17 protein-coding genes and 1 riboswitch are annotated in these 20,501 nt (G+C 37.3%); of the genes, 4 read left to right on the top strand and 13 right to left on the bottom strand.

The window, feature by feature from the left end; translation table 11 throughout:
- Nucleotides 1-42 precede the first annotated feature (42 nt).
- The 8 genes from CAR_RS02480 to CAR_RS02445 all read right to left on the bottom strand — a co-directional run bounded on the left by CAR_RS02480 (nucleotide 43) and on the right by CAR_RS02445 (nucleotide 7,981).
- Nucleotides 43-912 (bottom strand): alpha-D-ribose 1-methylphosphonate 5-phosphate C-P-lyase PhnJ, encoded by an 870-nt coding sequence (locus CAR_RS02480; protein ID WP_013710153.1) that lies wholly within the window; start codon nucleotides 910-912, stop codon nucleotides 43-45.
- Nucleotides 909-2,015 carry a carbon-phosphorus lyase complex subunit PhnI gene (locus CAR_RS02475; protein WP_013710152.1) on the bottom strand — a complete coding sequence of 369 codons (1,107 nt, stop codon included), beginning with the start codon at nucleotides 2,013-2,015 and terminating at the stop codon, nucleotides 909-911. The genes CAR_RS02480 and CAR_RS02475 overlap by 4 nt, the downstream gene beginning before the upstream one ends.
- Entirely contained in the window at nucleotides 2,016-2,591 is a 576-nt protein-coding gene (phnH, locus tag CAR_RS02470; protein ID WP_013710151.1) for a phosphonate C-P lyase system protein PhnH, read from the bottom strand.
- A 9-nt stretch (nucleotides 2,592-2,600) separates the two neighbouring features.
- Nucleotides 2,601-3,023: a phosphonate C-P lyase system protein PhnG gene (gene phnG / locus CAR_RS02465; protein WP_013710150.1), complete on the bottom strand. Its 423-nt coding sequence runs from the start codon at nucleotides 3,021-3,023 to the stop codon at nucleotides 2,601-2,603.
- Nucleotides 3,024-3,261: 238 nt separating this feature from the next.
- Nucleotides 3,262-3,975 carry a GntR family transcriptional regulator gene (locus CAR_RS02460; protein ID WP_013710149.1) on the bottom strand — a complete coding sequence of 238 codons (714 nt, stop codon included), beginning with the start codon at nucleotides 3,973-3,975 and terminating at the stop codon, nucleotides 3,262-3,264.
- 246 nt (nucleotides 3,976-4,221) lie between these two features.
- A complete protein-coding gene (locus CAR_RS02455; protein WP_013710148.1) occupies nucleotides 4,222-5,820 on the bottom strand; it encodes an ABC transporter permease in 1,599 nt (532 codons plus the stop codon).
- 2 nt (nucleotides 5,821-5,822) lie between these two features.
- A complete protein-coding gene (locus tag CAR_RS02450; protein ID WP_013710147.1) occupies nucleotides 5,823-6,737 on the bottom strand; it encodes an ABC transporter ATP-binding protein in 915 nt (304 codons plus the stop codon).
- A 59-nt stretch (nucleotides 6,738-6,796) separates the two neighbouring features.
- Nucleotides 6,797-7,981 carry a CapA family protein gene (locus CAR_RS02445; RefSeq protein WP_013710146.1) on the bottom strand — a complete coding sequence of 395 codons (1,185 nt, stop codon included), beginning with the start codon at nucleotides 7,979-7,981 and terminating at the stop codon, nucleotides 6,797-6,799.
- Nucleotides 7,982-8,234: 253 nt separating this feature from the next.
- Between CAR_RS02445 and CAR_RS02440 the strand changes: the two genes are divergently transcribed.
- From CAR_RS02440 to mgtA, 3 genes are all read left to right on the top strand, one after another.
- Complete coding sequence (locus CAR_RS02440; protein WP_013710145.1) at nucleotides 8,235-8,639, top strand: Zn-finger containing protein; 405 nt, start codon at nucleotides 8,235-8,237, stop codon at nucleotides 8,637-8,639.
- A 239-nt stretch (nucleotides 8,640-8,878) separates the two neighbouring features.
- Nucleotides 8,879-10,528 carry a peptide ABC transporter substrate-binding protein gene (locus tag CAR_RS02435; protein WP_013710144.1) on the top strand — a complete coding sequence of 550 codons (1,650 nt, stop codon included), beginning with the start codon at nucleotides 8,879-8,881 and terminating at the stop codon, nucleotides 10,526-10,528.
- A gap of 212 nt (nucleotides 10,529-10,740) precedes the next feature.
- Nucleotides 10,741-10,904: riboswitch (M-box (ykoK) riboswitch) on the top strand.
- Nucleotides 10,905-11,258: 354 nt separating this feature from the next.
- Nucleotides 11,259-13,874: a magnesium-translocating P-type ATPase gene (gene mgtA, locus CAR_RS02430; protein ID WP_013710143.1), complete on the top strand. Its 2,616-nt coding sequence runs from the start codon at nucleotides 11,259-11,261 to the stop codon at nucleotides 13,872-13,874.
- Nucleotides 13,875-14,037: 163 nt separating this feature from the next.
- On the opposite strand, the gene CAR_RS02425 is transcribed toward mgtA, so the two are convergent.
- From CAR_RS02425 to CAR_RS02405, 5 genes are all read right to left on the bottom strand, one after another.
- Entirely contained in the window at nucleotides 14,038-15,363 is a 1,326-nt protein-coding gene (locus CAR_RS02425; RefSeq protein ID WP_013710142.1) for an MBL fold metallo-hydrolase, read from the bottom strand.
- Nucleotides 15,364-15,378: 15 nt separating this feature from the next.
- On the bottom strand, nucleotides 15,379-16,707 hold the full coding sequence (locus CAR_RS02420; protein ID WP_013710141.1) for an ABC transporter substrate-binding protein: 1,329 nt from the start codon (nucleotides 16,705-16,707) through the stop codon (nucleotides 15,379-15,381).
- 51 nt (nucleotides 16,708-16,758) lie between these two features.
- A complete protein-coding gene (locus CAR_RS02415; RefSeq protein ID WP_052303153.1) occupies nucleotides 16,759-17,520 on the bottom strand; it encodes a carbohydrate ABC transporter permease in 762 nt (253 codons plus the stop codon).
- Between the two features lie 159 nt (nucleotides 17,521-17,679).
- A complete protein-coding gene (locus CAR_RS02410; RefSeq protein WP_013710139.1) occupies nucleotides 17,680-18,570 on the bottom strand; it encodes a carbohydrate ABC transporter permease in 891 nt (296 codons plus the stop codon).
- A complete protein-coding gene (locus tag CAR_RS02405; RefSeq protein ID WP_013710138.1) occupies nucleotides 18,567-19,622 on the bottom strand; it encodes an ABC transporter ATP-binding protein in 1,056 nt (351 codons plus the stop codon). Before CAR_RS02405 ends, CAR_RS02410 begins: the two co-directional genes overlap by 4 nt.
- 501 nt (nucleotides 19,623-20,123) lie before the next feature.
- Between CAR_RS02405 and CAR_RS02400 the strand changes: the two genes are divergently transcribed.
- On the top strand, nucleotides 20,124-20,450 hold the full coding sequence (locus CAR_RS02400; protein WP_041556096.1) for a MazG-like protein: 327 nt from the start codon (nucleotides 20,124-20,126) through the stop codon (nucleotides 20,448-20,450).
- The last annotated feature ends 51 nt before the right edge of the window (nucleotides 20,451-20,501 follow it).

Below are 20,501 nucleotides of genomic sequence, written 5' to 3'. Positions count from 1 at the left end.
AACTGTTTGTTCATGTTGCGAACGGATAACACTGGCGCTTCATTATTCATGTGTGCCCCCTCCTGTGACTGTGTTTTGTTGTTCATTTAAGACTTCCAACATGTAAGACTGATCATTGGTCAAATAATAGCTTTCTCCAGTTTTTTCATCCTGTAATTCATCAAGGAAAACATCTGTCAAACCAGTCATCCGACATGCGGCTCCAGAGAAACTTTCCGTTTCAAATGGGTAATCTTCGAAGTCGATTGAAACGACATCTGTATAAGGCGGAACGGCGTAGATTTTCTTCTCACGACCTGCTCCCAGTAGAATAAGTCCCTCATTCTGATTCATTTTAGGATTATCGAAACGCGGGATTGGACTTGGCGCCATAAGATAATGACCATTGACGATAACCGGATAATCCGATTGCATTGACGCTTTACCATAACGAACAATTTGTTCAAAGATGTGTAACCAGGAAACACTGTATTCTCCATACGCGTGCATTTCTTTCGTCTTCCGCTCAGATGGCTCAATCAATCTCAGTGGTTCAGGAAGCGGAACTTGTAGTACTAAAATTTGTTCTTCTGTAAGAGGTACTTCAGGGATTCGGTGGCGAGATTGGATAATAGTTGATTCAATCGTATGGATTGTTGTATCCACACCAGTTGTATCCGTAATCATCTTCTTAATGTTGACCGCATTGACACTTTCGTCAGATCCTTGGTCAATAACTTTCACAACGTCCTCTTCCCCAACTAGCGACAGACTAACTTGCAGCCCACCTGTTCCCCAACCACGTGCAATTGGCAACTCACGAGAAGCAAACGGCACTTGATAACCTGGAATAGCAACAGCTTTCAAGATCGTTCGACGGATTTCTTTTTTTGAATTTTCATCGAGGAAAGCATAATTTCCTTGGTAATTCATTCTGCTGTTCCTCCTTTTTTAATTTCTCGGATTCCATCCAGCAATGATTGGAAGGTAACGTAATGCGGCAACTTCAGATGTGAGATGAACCCAGTTGATTCGACAGAATCCACATGCAGTAGCACAAATTCTTCATCGGAAGTTGGGTAGCCATCTACTGGATGCTCCAACGAATAGTCCAGAACACTCATTGCAATTGTTTTTGTTTCATTTTGACCGAATGTCAGGCCATAGCCTACCGCAAAACTTTGCGTCGTTTTGCCATCTTTATCTGTGACATCAATAGGAAGAAAAGATTCCACTTCAGTCGTAATAATTGAACCGATATAATAAGCTTGGTCCTCTTCATCAGGATGACGGGCATCAGAAACATGGAGAGGCAATTCGCCAACCCGTAATTCTCCGATATTTGGGTGTGACGCTACTCCGTAACCACGAATTCCTGCATATCCTAAAGAGGTAACTGCCCCTGTTTGGCCACGAGTCAAAGATTGTAGACGTTGGCTGCGTGATGTAGGGAATTGAATACTGCTTTTGGTAATATCATCAGGTTCACGGTCGTTTAGTGGTTGCGAAGTATACAATCCTTCTTCTTCCAGATAATCTATGACTTTCGGAAGCTGCCGTAAATTCATCACTGGAGCATCAAATTCTTTTTTTTCGAAGTTTTCAGCTGTCTCTCGCACCTGCTCTTGGGTTTCATTCAGCAAATCAAAATCTAAGAAGCGTTGCTTGAAATCACTAGCACTTCCTAGCAATTGCCCTCCTGGAATGTCTTTAAACGAAGCTGAAATGCGTCGTTCAACGAACATGGATTTTGTGCTGGTCGTATTTGTGTAATAAAGTCTTGCTAAAGTTGAACGGTGGGCACGCATTAAAAATACAGCTTCCTCCATACTCCCACTTGCTTGTTTTATGGCCAATGCAGCCAGCTCTTCGTCATAAAGACTGCTTTCTGACATGACTTGATCGACTAAAGGTCGCATTCCTGCCAAGATATCAGCAACATCTAAAACTCTTCCATCTTTGATTCGGTCGTAATCCAATGCTAGATTGGAACGTTCAATGGCTTTTTGTCCACCTTTTACTGCTACATAACCCATTTAGCGCACCTCTCTCATTTTTGTTGTTCGTGGCAGACCCATACATTGTCCAAATTGGTCAATGATAAAACAGTCAACACCTAGAGGAAACTCGCTTATTGCTTCATTACGTGCCTCAATCCAAAACTCAGCAGTGGGAATAGCTACTTCACGACTACCATTCACGCCTGGTCCACTTAATGTATATTTTTCACTAGTTGTTAGGTTTTCTGTTTCGATAATTACTGTTGCACTACGATTGGGATCCATTAAAGTCCCTTTCTTAGCTTGCTGAAAAACATTAATCAAATAATCTTGATTTGTTCCATCTGGCAGAATAATATAATCTGCTTCAATAAGTGGTACGAAAGTAGCTAACGTTCGAATTTTTATTTCTTCAATAGCTGTTGGTTCTTCACCTACTAAATGAAATGTCACTTCACCGTCTAATAAAGTCATCAAGATATCCATTGTTTCATCCAAAAGACTTGTCTGATAGTCAAATGTCGTTCCCAATTCAACGATTTTTCCTGGACGAGATAAACTATCCAAAATATTTCGGAAAACTCTTTGCGTATCCTTCACTTTGTTTTGCATGTTATCCTCCTATTGATTCATTGTTTCGAAATTTACTTTTGTTTGAGCTAGTTGTCTTTGTTTCTCTCCAACGGCTTCTTCACCTGTTGTCTCTATATCTTTCAAGATTCTGAACCACTCAGCTGTTTCTGGCAATTCAGCACTGTATGCCGCATCGATGATTGCTAACGCTCTGGAAAATTTTGTTTCATGGCCTTTTACAATACCGATTCCAACTTTACCTTCAATGCGTACTTTTGTTTCTGTAATTAGCACTTCGCCTAAATAAAAGAGTGAATTTTTGGCTGACTCTCTCACCTTGATCATAGTCAATGCCTCGCTTGGTTCAGAAATCATTTCAATGGGATAATTATTTTCAATTATTTCAGCTAACTTGAGTGACTCTTCTTTTCCAAAATCGATTAAAATGCGTGTCCTTCTTTTTCTATTCATGTGGAACGCCCCCTTCGAAATTTAGTCTAACTTGTCGCCAAGTGGGATACTATGAAATTTGCGTAAAGGTTTGTAAAGTATTGTTATCGTTTGTTAAATTAAGACTTTTATTGTTAACTCCTGCTTCATCATTGAACCTTTTCTATCTACTAAGCTACCCAATAGTTCACGTCCTTCTACTCCTATAAAAGCACAACAAAAAAACCGCTTGACTGTTTGTCGCAGTCAAGCGGTTTCTTTAATCTATTTCAATTTTATATTTAAACAAATCACTCCGATAAATAATTTTAGTTATTTCAAGGAGTTTGTCAGTTTTTTTATCTCGACAATCACTTTTCATTATTAATAAGGGTACTAATTCTCCGCATTTGAGCAATCTTTGTTCCTCTAATTGCGGAAATGAAATACTTAACTCAGAACCGCTACTTGTAAAATTCGAGAACCCCTTTTTAAAATAATAATTGAATATTGAAGTAATTTTTTTCCCATCTTCTGCAATATTCGGGAATGTCTCAGTAGACACATAAGAGTAGTGCAATGCTGCTGGTTTACCATGAACGATGCGCAACCGACAAATTTCATACACTTGGCCTTCATTAGAAAACAGCTGCTGACGATCGTCACTTTCGTTCAATTGAATCGGAAGACAATGGATATTGATCGATTGATACGCTATACCTTGCTGTTTCATCTTTTCTGAAAAGCTGATATCTCCTCGCAATGCAAGTTCGATAGTGGGGCCTTTTTCACGTGGAAAATGACCGATTCCTTGTTTTGAAGTGATATAGCCCATAGCTTCCAACATTTGGTAAACTTTTCTAATTCTGTTACGAGTCGTCCCAAAATAATCTGCTAATTCATTTTCACTTGGCAACTTTTTATTTGTTGGAAATTCATGGCGAATAATTTTTTCCAAAATATAATCACGCATCTCTGTTTCTGTTATTTCCATAAAAATTCCGTCCTCATTTCAAATAATATTTCCGCTGATTAAATCGTGCATTCTCTATTTTAAAAAGAACCTTCACGTTACTCTTAATCAAGTTCTTACCTAGTTATGACTTAACGTTATATCATTTATCGTATTTTATCAAGCTCCTATTACTTAAAAAGCACACGAATTCTACAGCTATAAATCAACCTTTATTAAAGTAAATGACCTTTTCAACCTTTATTAAAAGCGACTAACTTATCATCCTTAGATATCCCTTTTGTTGTAGCCTAAAAACCCTATGATAGTAAGACCAACCCCTACTAGACTTAACGTAATAAGAGGGGACCAAGCAATTTCTTCATTTGGCAGTTGAGGTATGTGATGGAAGGCAGAGATATTATTTACCCACTCTGGAAATTCGAGTAAATTGCCAAGGTAGATGACCAAAATAGCAAAAGTTACATAGATCCAAATCAAGCCTGTTCTCTTAGGAAATACTCCTACAAGTACTGTTGTTAATCCTAAAACCACCAGAATTGCCGGAATATAGACTAGCCCAGATGCGATAACTGTTCCTACGCCAATAGTTGTTTTTATAATTTGACTTGCCGAAGCATACAACCCTAATCCAATCAGCAATTGCATCAGTACAGCCGTTAAAAATGCTATAGTATAATAACTTCCCATCACTTTATTTCGAGAAACAGATCGACTATATAAGTTTTCCGTTCGCCCCAATCGTTCTTCCTTTTTCAGTTTTAATAAGACCGATACCGCTGGAACAGCAGCAAAAACAGACATAATACCCACCAACAATGTAATAAACTGTTCAGTCATAGAATCACTTAAGTCATCGCCTAAGATGACTTGAACCAATTCAAAGTCCGAGAAATAAGCTTCTAAATCGCCTAAAATAGAACCGAAAGCAGCACTCATTAGAAAAACACCAATGGCCCATGAAATAATCGTTCCTTTTTCCAATCGCCAAGTTAAGCCGAATCGGCTCTTTAACACATTCGAAGCGTAAACTTTTCCTTTACGCTCAGGTAATAATCCAGCATTAATGTCCCTTTGCTGGTTCAAATAAAAGGCACTCACTAATAAAATAGCCATCCCACTAATTAATGCACTAACTGGCCACCAGTCATTGTCGACAAATACCGCTGTTCGAACAGTCCAACCTAATGGGGAAACGAGTGACAGCATCTCATTGTTAACATCTCCAACAGCTCTTATGATGTAGGCAGTTATTAGTACCGCAAAAGAAATTCCTGTAGCACCTCTAGATGTTTCAGCTAATTGTGCTGTAACGGCGGTCACGCTTGCAAAAAATAGCCCTGTGCTTGCAAGGATACCCCCATATAGCAAAGCAGATTCTACACTAAACGCTTCGTGGTTAAATAACCCTAGACCTAGCGACAAAATCATAAACAATAGACTATTTACGATAACCATCATACTAATTGTTGCAGCTAAATATGCTAGCCGTCCCACAGGTAATGCTAGAATCATTTCCAATCGGCCTTCTTCTTCATCCATCCTCGTACTAGAACTGACCAATAATATATTCATAACGCTGGCTGCAATAGCTGAAAATAATAACATTTCACTTGCAAAAACAGCCCCTAAATTAAAGGTATCCACTTCATAAAGCGATCCTAGCATGGCTATCATAGCTGGATTTTGCATTGTCAAACCAAATTCTATGATCTCTTTTTGACCGGTATAAATAGTTGTATAGGCAGTTACTGTAGCGATTGAAACACCAATCAAACCACTTAACCATAAAACAATTTTTACTCCATTTTGTTGGAAAAGCAGTCGTATGATCTGACCAGTTCCTTTAAAATGCTGACCAACCATCGCTAGACACCCCCTTTTAAGCCACTTTGTTCCTGACTGTCCCCTTTGTAGTGGCGTATAAATAAATCTTCCAAAGTCGGAGGAGCACTTTCAAGTTTCAAAATACCAAATTGACTGATATGGCGAATAACTTTCGCGAGTTCTTCGCTGTCTACCTGGAATACCCATCCCGTATTTGTCTGGACAACATCATGTACACCTTTTAGCTCGAGCAAATCTATCAAAGGTTCACTTGTCTCAACAGTTAATTTTGTTCGTGTCAAATGGCGCATCTCAGCTAATGTTCCTGTTTCAATAATTTCACCTTCGCGAATAATGGCTACCCGATCACACAGCTTTTCAACTTCAGAAAGAATATGACTCGACAACAATACACTCTTACCTTGTTGTTTCATCTCTAAAATAAGTTCTTGAAAAATACGCTCCATCAATGGATCCAAACCCGCAGTTGGTTCATCAAGAATATACAAGTCTGCCTCAGAAGCAAATGCAGCGATTAAGGCTATTTTTTGTCGATTCCCTTTCGAATAAGTGCGGCATTTTTTTGACGGATCCAGTTTAAACAGTTGAATCAATTCATCACGCCGGTTTTGATTTCCATTGCCGCGCATGGCTATGAATAAATCAATTACTTCACCGCCAGTTAAATTGGGCCATAGTTTAGCCTCACCTGAAACATATGCAACCCGTTTATGAATTTCTACAGCATCTTTCCAAGCGTCTTGCCCAAAAATCGTTACTTGTCCTTCACTTGGTTTCAACATCCCAAGTAAAACACGAATAGTTGTGGATTTCCCGGCACCATTGGGACCAATAAATCCGTAAATTTCACCTTCATTTACAGAGAGATCGACGTTTTTTAAAGCAGTAAATTTCCCAAATCGTTTAGTTAACCCTTTTACTTCTACTAAACTCATTTTTAGCCCTCCAATTGAAACAACTTTTAACTAATGGTGACCGTACTTTTTTGTTCCTTCTATTTTAGAAATTCAGCATCAATAACTGTTTCGGTTGTCTGCTGTAAAGACTCTTTAGAAATTTGATTTCCTTGAGAGCTGTTAAGGGTATGTTGACTGGCAATTTCTTCGGTATAATCATCCAGCTGGTAAATTCTAAACGCCTTTCTTGAATCCTTATTATCGCTTTTATTGCCTGTATAATGCATCACTGTCGCATCCCATTTCACATTTTCAAGGCTTTTCTCTTCTTCAGTCATTACAAAATCAAAGGAAATCATTCCTCCTAACATATTATTTTCAGTTCCCGTAGACATCGCAGAGAGAAAATTACCCAATGAGTAAACGACTAATGTCTGGTTCCCGTTTTTACCTTCTACCCAATCAATTGGTTGAATCACATGAGGATGAGTTCCAATTACTGCATCTACTTCTAAATCCGCAAACAATTGGGCATATTTTTTTTGAAACTCATTCGGTTCAAGCATGTGTTCATCGCCCCAATGAGCAGAGACAATAACGAAATCGCTAATTTGCTTTGCCCGTTCAATATCTTGAGTAATTAACGCTTCATCAAAGTAATTTAAACGATACGAAACATCAGGCTCAATTCCATTAGTTCCGTATGTATAAGCTAAAAAGGAAAACGTTACTCCATCACGCTCAATAACTGGTATCGCATCCCGTTCTTCTTGTGAATCAAACACTCCAGTAAAGATCATATTTTCTTGCTTATCCCATATTTCTAAAGTATTTATGACACCTTGCTTGCCTTTGTCCAATGAATGATTGGATGCTCCATTTACTAAATCAAACCCTAAAGTATTTAAATTGTCTGCCATATCGCTAGGTGTATTAAAGGCTGGATAACCTGAGAAACCAAAATCATCTCCACCAATCAAAGTTTCCTGATTAATAAAAGCTAAGTCTGCTGCTTCAATATCCTCAGCTACATTTTCAAACATAGGTTTAAAATCAAACGTCTCGTCTTCTAATTGCGCTTCTTCAAATATCACATTATGAATCAGGTTATCTCCTACTCCCACAAATGAAACTCTTTTTTCTTCACTAGTTTGATGTTCCACTTGTACCGATGACTCGCTTGATGAAACCTGTTCTGAAGTATCTTCATTAGGCTTCTCAACAATTGACTTTGCACACCCGCTTACTACTAATACGATTAACAAACAGCTCACTTTTTTCATGGTATCCCCCTTTTTTGTAAAACCAACCTCATATAAATCGTAAGCGTTTTAATACTTAATGTAAAGCCTGATGAACCCATACATGAATAGAGCAACAAACTAATAATTTCTTAAAGTATATTATCGTTTTTGATCCTTTGGCAACTCTATTTTTTATCAACTCAGACTAAAGACTGTCGCTGAATGCTGGTCAACATGTTACACTATTTAATGCTAATCTTATGGAACAAAGAGAAAGAGGAGACACTATTAAATGAGAAAATTTAAAACTTACATTCAAAAATTTATGATTGGGAGATATGGGGTAGATAAACTTTCAACCTATTTGCTTTATGGGGGACTGGCTGTTGTTGTCTTAGCTAACTTATTCAATTGGTCAATCATTGGCTTACTCGGCTGGGCAGCTATTATTCTTGGTTACTATCGAACTTTTTCCCGCAATCGGACAAAACGGTATCAGGAAAACCAAAAATTTTTAGCATCCACTCGTCAATTTACTAGGAGTTGGAACCAAAAGCGGAATAAATTTCTGCAACGAAAAGTTTACAAGTATTACTCTTGTCCCAACTGTCATAAAAAATTGCGCGTACCCAGAAACAAAGGAAAAATTAGTATCAAATGCCCACACTGTAAAGACCAATTCATCAAAAAAACTTAGTCAGTAACAAGCTTTATCTTAAAATTGAAGCCTTCTTTATAACTTATCGTTGATTTGCGATAAATTGTAAGAAGGTTCTTTTTTTGACAAAAAAAAAATAAACAACACTCTTTAATCGTATTATATTCTTGTTTTTATTCAGAATTGCGTGAATTTTAGATTAAATCACACATTTTTTTGTATAAACGTGTTATTATATTAAAATAAGGTTAATCAAATTAGATTAAGGAGTGTTTATAGTGAGAAAAACATATAAATTAGCAGCTACCATGAGTACCGCATTTTTATTAACAGCGTGTGGTGGGAACGAAGGTTCAAATTCAACGAGCGGTGATTCTGCAGGCTCTACCTCTGGGGAACAAGTCGTTAATTATACTGCCCCTACAGAGTTATCTACCATGGATACGGCTTTAATTACTGATATCAATAGTTCCAATTATTTGGGACATGTTATTGAAGGATTATTACGTATTGACGAAGAAGGAAATCCTGTACCCGCTATTGCAGCTGACGAAGGCGTAATCTCAGAAGATGGACTTACGTATACGTATACACTTCGTGACGATGCTGTTTGGTCTAACGGCGATCCTGTTACAGCAAATGATTTCGTGTACGCTATGCAAAAATTAGTCAATCCTGATACTGGAGCTTCTTATAGTTATCTAGCAGAAACGATTGTTAACGCACCTGAAATTATGGCTGGAGAAACAGACGTCAGTGAACTAGGCGTTACGGCTAATGGCGATCATGAAATTACGTTTAACTTAACGCAACCAACACCTTACTTCGAATTCCTATTAGCCTTTACGGCTTTCTTCCCTCAAAATGAAGCCTTTGTTGAAGAACAAGGCGATAACTACGGAACTTCTAGTGAAGCATTACTCGCTAATGGACCATTTACATTAGAAAATTGGGATGGCACGGGACTAACTTGGGACTTAGTAAAAAATGATGATTACTATGCAGCTGATGAAGTGACGTTAGACGCTGTGAATGTTCAAGTTGTAAAAGAAACTAGTACTGCTGTTAATTTATTTGAAGGTGGACAAGTAGATAACGCTCAATTAACCGGAGAGATCGTTAAGCAATTCGCTGAAGACGAAAATGTTGTCGTTCAAAAGAAAGCTAGAACCTCTTATTTGGAATTCAATTGGGATAATGAATACTTGCAAAACGAAAAATTAAGAGAAGCTTTAGGACTGGTTATCAATACAGATGATTTAGTGAATACTGTTTTAGCAGATGGTTCAACTGAAATCGGAGGATTTTTGCCAGCTGATTTTGTAACTGATCCAGCTACTGGTGAAGATTTTACTGAAGAAGCAGGAACTTTCTTATCTTATGATACAGAGCGTGCTCAAGAGCTATGGGAAGAAGCTAAATCTGAATTAGGCGTAGATAGTATCTCTCTATCTTTTGTTGGAGACGATGATGAAAAGAGCAAGCAAATCAGTCAATACATCCAAGGCCAAATTCAAAATAATTTACCTGGTATCTCTGTTGAGTTACGTAATGTACCTAAGAAGAACCGTCTTGCATTAGCTGATACTCGTGATTTTGATATCTTGCTTACTGGATGGGGTGCTGACTTTGCGGATGCCATTAACTTTATGGACCTGCTATACAGCGATTCTCCTTATAACGAAGGTGGATATGCAAATAGCGATTATGATGCTTTGATCGACCAAGCGAAAACAACAAATGCAAATGATGATGAAAAACGTTGGGAAGATCTCCAACAAGCTCATAAAGTCATAACTGACGATTTTGCTTTCATTCCTTTGTACCAAGAAGCAGAAACACAACTTCGTAACCCTGCTGTTGAAGGAATCATTTTCAATTCAGTTGGTGTAGAGTTTGACTTAAGTCGCGCTAGTGTTAAAAATTAATTAGTTGAAAACGAGAAAGACCAAAGAAATTTCCAATTCGGAAATTTCTTTGGTCTTTTTTTATTGTTATATAAAACCCTAATTCTACTCTTCAACTTTTAAGTATCTTTGTAATATTAACAAATAAAATAATTCTCCTAAGTATCCTTATCAAAATAATAGAGTAACTTGACTTCTAAAAATCTTTGAGCTAGCATAGAATATGAAATGAATAAGACTTCTGTTAGGTGAGGCTCCTATATGGACACACGCTGCTGCCCAAAAACGTCGAGAGACACCAATGGGTCAACAGGAATAATCGAATTAAGGTTATTTTTAATGTAGCTGATGGACAATCTACGCCATATAGTGCTAAAACTCAACGATGGAGATGGTTAAAGTTTTTTTGATATGAAAAAAAATTTAGCTAAATATGGAATCGTTTATTTGGAATGGACATTCAAGCATATACTCTATCGTTGAATAGAGTATATGCTTTTTTTGTTGTTGTCTTTACAAAAAGGTTTTAATCCTAATTTTGAAGCTTTGTCTTATCATTTCATATAGTGAATGGTTTGATCAAAAAAAGTGAGGTGAGTGGTATGGAAAAAAGTTCTAGTAATGATAGTCCAGGTGATGATTTTTGGAGAATGAAAGAAGGAATAAGTAAGCCTGCTATGAACCTCTTCTTGGTTAGGAAACTCGTGCAGTAAACCTTATTTCTTTTGGTAAGACAAGGGAGGAAATAATAATGACAAACAAAAAGAATTCTATTTATACAGAAAAAAAATCTAAAAATAACCAATTGAAGGAATTAGGTTACCTCAAAGAAGAAGCTGTTTTAAAACAGCTGAAGTCAAATGCGTCAGGATTAAGCAATCAAGAAGCGAAAAAACGTTTAGAAGAATTTGGGCTAAATGAAGTAGCAGCCCAAAAGCCTGTTTCTTGGTATCAATTAGTGTTTCAAGCATTTAAAGATCCTTTTATTTATGTTTTGACTCTTTTATTAGTCGTTTCATCTGCCACTAAAGATTTTGAAGCCAGTATTGTGATGGCCATGATGATTTTGTTTAGTGCTGGTCTTCATTTCATTCAAGAATACCGTTCTCAAAAAGCTAGTTTAGCTTTGAAAGAACTGATTGAAACGACTTGCGCTGTGACTAGAGATGGCGTAACAAAAGAAATTCCAATCGATGAAGTGGTTCCTGGTGATATTGTCACTCTTTCAACTGGAGATTTGATTCCAGCAGACTCTCGTTTGTTCTGGGCAAAGGATTTATTTGTTAATCAATCTTCAATGACTGGCGAATCCATGCCCATCGAAAAACTTGCTTCTTTGAAAACAGAAATAGAAGATTCACAGTTGACCGCTTTAGATTTTCCTAATTTACTGTTTATGGGTACCGATGTTTTAAGCGGCCAAGGTAAAGTTGTTGTTGTTAAAACTGGTGAAGATACTCTCTTTGGCGATATCGCTGCTCAATCTTCTAAGTCTAGAGGCGAAACGAGTTTTGACCGCGGAGTAAAAAATGTAAGTAAATTATTGATCAGATTTATGTTGGTTATGGTCCCTATTGTTTTTTTGATCAATGGAATCTCAAAAGGAGATTGGAGCGAAGCATTCTTCTTCTCAATAGCCGTAGCCGTTGGTCTGACACCAGAAATGTTGCCAATGATTATTACCAGCAACCTTGCTAAAGGTGCGATTACGATGTCTAAGAAAAAAGTAATTGTTAAAGAATTAAATGCCATTCAAAACTTAGGCGCTATGGATGTTTTATGTACTGATAAAACAGGCACCATAACGGAAGACAAAGTTGTTTTAGTGCAACATGTTAACCCAGTTGGTGAAGAAAGTAATCGTGTTTTAGAATTAGCGTATATGAATTCCAATTACCAAACCGGTTGGAAAAATGTGATGGATCATGCTGTGATTGAGTACTTCAATGAGAATCGTGAAGAAAATGAATTAGAAAAAATCGAGAAAATCGATGAAATCCCTTTTGATTTTTCAAGACGACGCCTAACTGTTGCTGTTAAAGCCGGTAATCAGCAATTAATGATCACAAAAGGTGCCGTTGAAGAAATGCTGAAAGTTTGTCAATATGTAGAATTAAATAACGAAATCATTCCATTAACTCTTGAGCTACAAAAAAAGATGGAAGAAGTTAGCATCAAGATGAATAAAGAAGGCATGCGTGCCCTTGGTGTTGCGTATAAACAAAACGTTCATGATTCAGCTGTCTATTCCATTAAAGACGAATCTGATATGGTCCTTGTTGGTTTCATGGGGTTCTTAGATCCGCCAAAACAATCCTCTATCACAGCTATTAAATCGCTTCATGAACATGGTGTGAATGTAAAAGTATTGACAGGCGATAATGAGATCGTTGCTCAAAAAATCTGCAAAGATGTCGGAATCCAAGTCGATCGAGCAATCCTTGGAACAGAACTTGAATCCATGACAGATACTGAACTGATGGACGCTACAGAAGAAGTGAATCTTTTTGCTAAATTAAACCCCACTCAAAAAGCTCGGATCATTGAGCTGTTGCAACAAAAAGGACACACTGTTGGATTTATGGGCGACGGAATCAATGATGCTCCAGCATTGAGAATAGCTGATGTAGGTATCTCCGTTGATACTGCAGCTGATATTACTAAAGAAGCCAGTTCAATTATTCTTTTGGAAAAAAGTTTGACAGTTTTAGAAGATGGCGTTTTAGAAGGTCGGACTGTTTTTGGAAACATGATGAAATACATCAAGATGACAATCAGTTCAAACTTTGGAAATGTATTTAGTGTCTTAGTTGCAAGTGCTTTTTTACCATTCTTGCCTATGCTTTCAATTCAACTTTTAGTACAAAATCTTATTTATGATGTTGCTCAATTAACGATTCCTTGGGATAAAATGGACTCTGAAGACTTAATGAAACCATCTAAATGGGGAACCTCAGATTTATTAAAGTTTACGTTTAGTATTGGACCAATCAGTTCTATTTTTGATATTCTAACCTTTATCTTAATGTGGTTTGTATTTCAAGCCAATACCGTCCAAGATGCTGCACTATTCCATACTGGTTGGTTTGTGATTGGTTTAATCACTCAAACCGTTGTCGTGCATATTATCAGAACGAAAAAAATTCCATTTATCCAAAGTAGAGCTAGTATGAGTGTAACCATCTCAACATTTGCTGTTGTAGCAGCTGCAGTGTTTATTCCAGGCAGTACATTTGGAACATTTTTTGACTTTGTAACACTGCCAACGACTTACTGGAAATGGATGATACTAATTGTCCTATCCTATATCGTAATGGTACAAGTCGTCAAATCTATTTATATCAATATTAATAAACAATGGTTATAGTAATTGAAAAATCATAGTAAAAAAGGAGTGAGATCATAATCTCACTCCTTTTTTACTATGAATGATAATATACTTTTCTACAAAAAATGTGACGCAATTGGTTAATCAATCTACTCTATAGGTTAATTAACCTGGTAACGATGCGAATCTTTTCAAACACACTTTACTCTATCACACCTATTTCAGTCTTTTGTTTCGCCAAGTAGTTCTTGTTTACTTCTGGAACAAAACTGTCCAATCCTTTTTCAATTAATCTCTGTTGGAAGACTTCTGGTTTAAAACTATGCCACGGAATCGTTTGTTTTGCGCCAACATTTTCAGCAATCGTAAGTAAATCTTCTTTTGTCGCATGACCGCTCGTCCCCATTTGAACAAAAGAAAATTGATGAATTTCTAAAAAATACAGTAATTCTGCATAACGTGCATCATAATCTCCTAGAGGTTCCCCGTTACTATGGACATAAATGCCGTTATTAAAATAAGTCACAGTCTCTTTATTTTTATAACTATTTTGTAAAACATAGTGTGATGGATGTTGAATCAATTCCTGTAAAGTCAACACTTCTTCTACATATTCCTTTATATCCATTTGAGTGCTTTCTAGAATCCGCCATTTTTTTTCGGGATAAAATGCATGCAGTACTTCTGCATATGCCGATTCAAAAACCATTTTACGTCCATACAATTCAGTTTCTTCAGCAATAGCTTTTATACGCTCGATATTCCGAATATAAGGATTATATAAAATAATTGAATCAGGATCATCTTGCAACAATTCTCCCCACTTTTGAAGCAGTTCCTTTTCAGAAACAGGTTCTTCTGTTGCTTGCTTTTTTTCACCATCAAAGCTAAAAGAGGTTCCTTCCAAAAGAAGCACATCCGGTTTCCATGCCTTTGCTTCATTTGCCCATTCGATGATGCGTTCAGGATGCTCTCCATTTAGACGAACATCTCCAGAGTGAATCAATTTTAATTCTTGAGTTTCAATAAAAAATGCACTGCAACCGACTGAATCGTGATCGCTCCATTTAGGTGTAACCGTAATATCGCCAACTTGAACTGCTGTATCAAAATCAAACAGTCGTATATCTGCTTTGCTAGGGTTTTCTTCACCGACTTTAATTAACACATAGTACAAACGGTATGCATCTTCAGATAGGTAAACCACAGTTCCTTCTGGTAAATACTGCAATCCCCCCATATGGTCCAAATGCAAATGAGAAATAAATAGAGTTGTCTTCAAAGTTGATTCATTGACAGATGCCAATTTTATTTTTTTGAACGATTCAGTCTCATAGAGGTAAGGTATTGAAGGCAATTGGTTAGTCACAAGGAGAAATTCCAGTTCAGATAATGTTTCATCAATCTGTTCAGTATCCCCACCAACACTCAAGCCAAAGTCGCATATGACTCTGGCTTGGGCTGTTTGGACTTCCATGATATTGCCGCCAATGGTGTGTAAACCACTCCAAAAACGATACTGTGTCATGTTTAAGTCTCCTTTTTAGTTATTATTAGTTGAAATAATTTCTTCTGCCTTCTTATTCAGTTCCGTTAACGCTTCTTGTTCATCTACATCATTTACTAAAACATCATCCATCGTGTTCAATAACTCATTACGGTATTCGCCATATCCAACAAATGAAGGTGCAGAGATTCCATAGTCTAATTCAAGAGTTGCTGCTTCTGCTGTTGGGTTTTCTTCTAAATAGGTTTTGTATTCTGGAACTTCTAAAGCAGCTTTACTAATCGGGACATAACCTGTTTCCATAGACCAGAAAGCTGTATTTTCAGGTTCTAATAAGAAGCTTAGGAACGCAACTGCAGCTTCTTGTTCTTCTTCAGTAGCAGAAGAAAAGACACCTAAATCATTACCCGCAAAAATGGTTAAAGGAGTATCATTGTAAGTTGGCAGTTCAGCCGTGCTCCAGTTGATTCCATTTTCTTCAGCTACAGGTCCAACATGTGCTAATCCAGCACTAGATCCAATATACAAAGCACTTTCCCCACGAGCAAATGGACCTGAGAAGAAACCATCTTCACCAGCTGTACGTGCGTGGCCTTCGTCAATCAATCCCATTAAAAATTCAAGAGTTTCAACACTTTCAGGAGAATCAATGTCTACTTCTAATGTTTCACCATCAATGAACGTTGAATCATTTTGACGAGCCATCGTTTCGTATTCCATCTCAAAGGCATTTTCAAGTCCCATGGCAATACTGTCATCTCCAGCAGCAACCATTTTTTCACCTAAAGCTTTTACGTCTTCCCAAGTAGTCGGCACTTCTACCCCATATTCATCCAATAAATCTTGGTTGTAGTACATGACACGCGTTGACTTTGAAAAAGGCATAGCATAAGTTTGCTCATTGTACACAGAGCTTTCCATAAATCCTGGGTAGATATCATCCAATTCTTCTTGTGTAAAGCCATTTTCCCCTGTTAGAATATCATCCAGTGGTAAAAGCAATTCGTTGGTCGCCAAATCCGGTACTAAACCAGGAGTTAGTTGAGACAATGTAGGAAGATCTCCCGAAACACCAGAGGCCATAATGGACTGTTCAAGCGTTTCATAGTCCCCTTGGTTCATTTCTTCTACGGTATACAATTCTTGTGATTCATTAAACTCTTCCGTCAAAGCTGTGATGGCTTCTTGGTGAGGGCCATTCATCGCATGCCAAAAAGTAATCTCAGTTTCTTCTGTACCTTCAGTTGCTTTAGTTGATCCCCCTGCATCTGCTTCTTCATTTCCTGTTCCACAAGCGGCCAATAAAAGACTGCTTGAAAGCAGTAAACCTGTACCAAATGTTAACCAATTCCTTTTTTTGCTCATCTGTCATTCTCCTCTAATTCTATTTTTTAAATTGCATAAAACCTATATAAATTACCCTTTTAATCCACTTTTTGAAATCCCCATAATGATGTATTTTTGGAGAAAAAGATACACAATAACCATTGGAATAACCACAATAGTTGCTGCCGCCATCAGAAGTTCATATTGCGTTCCAGCTTCAGTTGTAAAAGCCTGCAGACCAACGGGCAATGTACGTAAAGCACGATCATTTGTCACGATCAAAGGCCACATAAATGCATTCCAACTTCCAATAATTTTCAAAATGGTAATAGCTACAATTGACGATTTAGCCAACGGAACCATTATCGTCCATAAAAAGCGAAAATCACTACAGCCATCTACTTTAGCTGCATAATGCAATTCTTTTGGAACCGATTGAAAACTTTGCTTCAGCATAAATACCGAAAAAACACTTGCTAGATAGGGAACGATCAGCGCCGCATATGTATTGATCAATCCCATGTTGGATAGTGTCACAAAATTAGGGATGATCAGGATTTCACCGGGGACCATCATCGTCGCAATCAATAATGTGAACAAAATATTTTTGCCATAAAATTCAATTTTAGCAAAGGCAAAAGCAGCCAAAATCGTTGTGATTAGTTCTCCTGCCGTAGAAAGCACGGTAACAAACACACTGTTCAAAAAATAACGGCCAAATGGTGCTGCCTCGAAAGCTTCTGCGTAATTTCCTATCTGCAAGATATCAGGGATCCAAACCGGTGGCATAGCAACCGTTTCTCCTGGAGTCTTCAAGGATGTAGAAACCATCCAAATAAAGGGAATCAACATCGTTGCTGCTCCTAAAACCAACAAAATATAAAGGATGCTTTTTTTAACTTTACTCCCTACATCTGTGTTCTCACGTTCTTTTGAAAAATCTGCCAAAAGTGAACGCGATACTTTTGGGATAGCTTTATTGGATAATTCCTTCATCTTTTTTCTCCTCTCTTAGTAGTGAACAAATTTCTTGTTGTAAGCCATTTGAATAAGCGTAACCACTAAGATAATTAGGAACAACACAATTCCAGCGGCTGCGGCAACACCATATTGGTATTCGGTATAAAATTTTTCATAGATATAATAAACCACTGTCAAAGCTGAATTCCCTGGTCCAGGTCTCCCTTGAAAAAGCGAATACACTTCGTCAAAAACTTTAAAACTACTGATAACTCCCATAACTGTCACCAAAAATGTCGTTGGTCCTAGCAATGGAACTGTGATATTAGTAAACCGTTGCAAATCAGAGGCTCCATCAACCTTAGCTGCCGAGTAATAGCCTTTGTCAATATTGTTCAATCCTACGAGAAACAGAATAATATTGAAGCCGAGTCCTTTCCAGATAGCCATAATGACCAATGCCAACATGGAATATTTTGGATCCGTTATCCAATTGATTGGGTCCACTCCGAATAGTCCTAGAAAATAATTCATCAAGCCATATCTGGAATGGTAAATCCAATTCCAGACAATTGAGATAGCAACCGTACTGGTAACAAATGGCAAGAAATAAATAGACCTAAAAAATCCTGATAAAAACTGCACATTATGTAGAAGTAATGCAATACCCAGTGAAAGCATGATCGATAAAGGAACGACACCCAATACAAAGATAAAGGTATTTTTGATTGCTAAAAATAAATTTGAATCATTAAAAATCTGGATAAAGTTGTCCCAACCATAAGCGTAGACAACATCTTGATAAAAATTGTAATCAGAGTAAAAACTCATGGCAAGTGATTTAAGGATCGGATAGATATTAAAGACCCCAATAATAGCTATCATTGGTGCAATGTAAGCCCATGCTCGCAGGGTACTTTTCAGTGTCGGTTTTTCAATCATCCAATAACAGCCTCCTCCAACACCATCGTATTCCCTTGTTTATCAAAATGCAGAATATCTTGTACATCTGCTGTCAAATGAAGAATATCTCCTTCTATATAATTTCCAGAAAGATTGGTAGCAATGACTTCTTTCTCTCCACATTTGATTTTAATAGAAGTATCTTTCCCTACTCGTTCAATATGTCGAATCTGACCGCTAATAAATCCTTGCGATTCATCTGCAGCTTCTTTAAAATTCTCTGCTCGGACTCCAATAGAATGGAAAGTTGGATCAAAACTCAAAGCACTAGATAATTTGGACCAATTGACTTGTTGCTCATCCACAGAAAAGGTATTGATGATAGGAGTTCCCAAGAACTTCGCTACAAATAGATTAACTGGGCGTTCATACAATGGCTGTGGCTCACTAATTTGCTGAATGGCTCCGTCATTTAAAACCATCACTTGATCAGAGATACTTAACGCTTCTTCTTGATCATGTGTAACAAAAACAGTCGTCACATTTGTTTCTTGTTGTATACGGCGAATCTCTTCTCGCATTTCAATCCTCAATCGTGCATCTAAATTCGATAACGGCTCATCCATCAGTAATATAGAAGGTTCTTTAGCTAACGCACGTGCTATTGCTACCCGTTGCTGCTGTCCTCCTGAGAGCTGTTTCGGTTTTTTATCCACATGATCTTGTATTTTAACCAATTTCGCTAAATCCATCGCTCGAGTTATTCGTTCATTTTTAGACATTTTTGCCATTTTCAAAGGAAACATGATATTTTCTAATACGGATAAATGAGGGTATAACGCATAATTCTGAAAAACCATTCCTACTTTTCGTTTTACAGCATCAGCTTTGGTCACATCTTTTTCACCAAAGTAGATTTTTCCTTCTGAAGGTGTGGTCAGTCCAGAAATCAACATCAATGTCGTTGACTTTCCACAGCCGCTTGGCCCAAGTATCGAAACCAAGGAATGTTCAGGGATAACAAAATTGATATTTTGGAGTACATTTTTTTCTCCATAAGCCATTGTAATATCTTCAAATTTAACCTGCACAAAATTCCCTCCGTTGCTAATAAGCTTCCTTTTTCTTACTTTTCTACTCTAGCATAGGCATGTAGATTCTATGTAAATGCTCCGTAAATTCCGAATGTTTTTTTTAAAGTTTATGTAAATTGGATAGGATGGGGTTAAATACTAGTCATTTCACCCACTCAAATAGAATCTAGTTCTGAGTTGATAGAACTAAGGATCGTTGCGTCAACTCAAACGGAAAACAGTTTTGAGTTACTCGAACTAAGACTCGTTGTATCAACTCAAACGAAAAACCGACTTGAGTTACTCGAACTAAAGCTTGTTGTGTCAACTCAAATGAAAAACAATTCTGAGTTACTCGAACTAAAGCTCGTTGTGCCAACACAAATAGAATCCTGTTCTCAGTTAACTACACAATAAAAAAAGTATTTAAGACTAACATCTCAAATCCTTTTTTTGTTGTGCTATACTAAAACCTTCAAGTTTCACAAAGTGCTTATAGATGAATTGGGAGGGATTTTTATGAATGAAACAACATTTAATGAATTAGTTGAACGCTCTAAAAAATTACGAGCACGTTACCATGAGTTGGAGATAAAGCACCATGAGGATATTTGGAGCGTTGAAGAAGATGCATTAGCATTTCTGACCGATGCTGGTTTAGTTGGACGTTTAACTATGGCCCAACAAGAACGTTGGCCTAGTAGCTCAACAAACGAAACCGATTTAGAGTTAAAAATTGGTGAAACTATGTGGTGGTTGATTGTTTTAGCTGAAAGAATGAACATTAATAGCTCTGAAGCTTTAGAAAACTTTTTATCCACCACTGAAAAAAGATTAGAAAAATAATTCACTAAGTAATCAAAAAAAATACCCGCTCCCCTTGTAACACTAAGGGTA

Origin of the sequence: Carnobacterium sp. 17-4 (genome assembly GCF_000195575.1) — a bacterium.
Lineage (GTDB): Bacteria > Bacillota > Bacilli > Lactobacillales > Carnobacteriaceae > Carnobacterium_B.
Note: the sequence above shows the minus strand (reverse complement) of the source record. Positions and strands in the feature narration are given on the sequence as shown.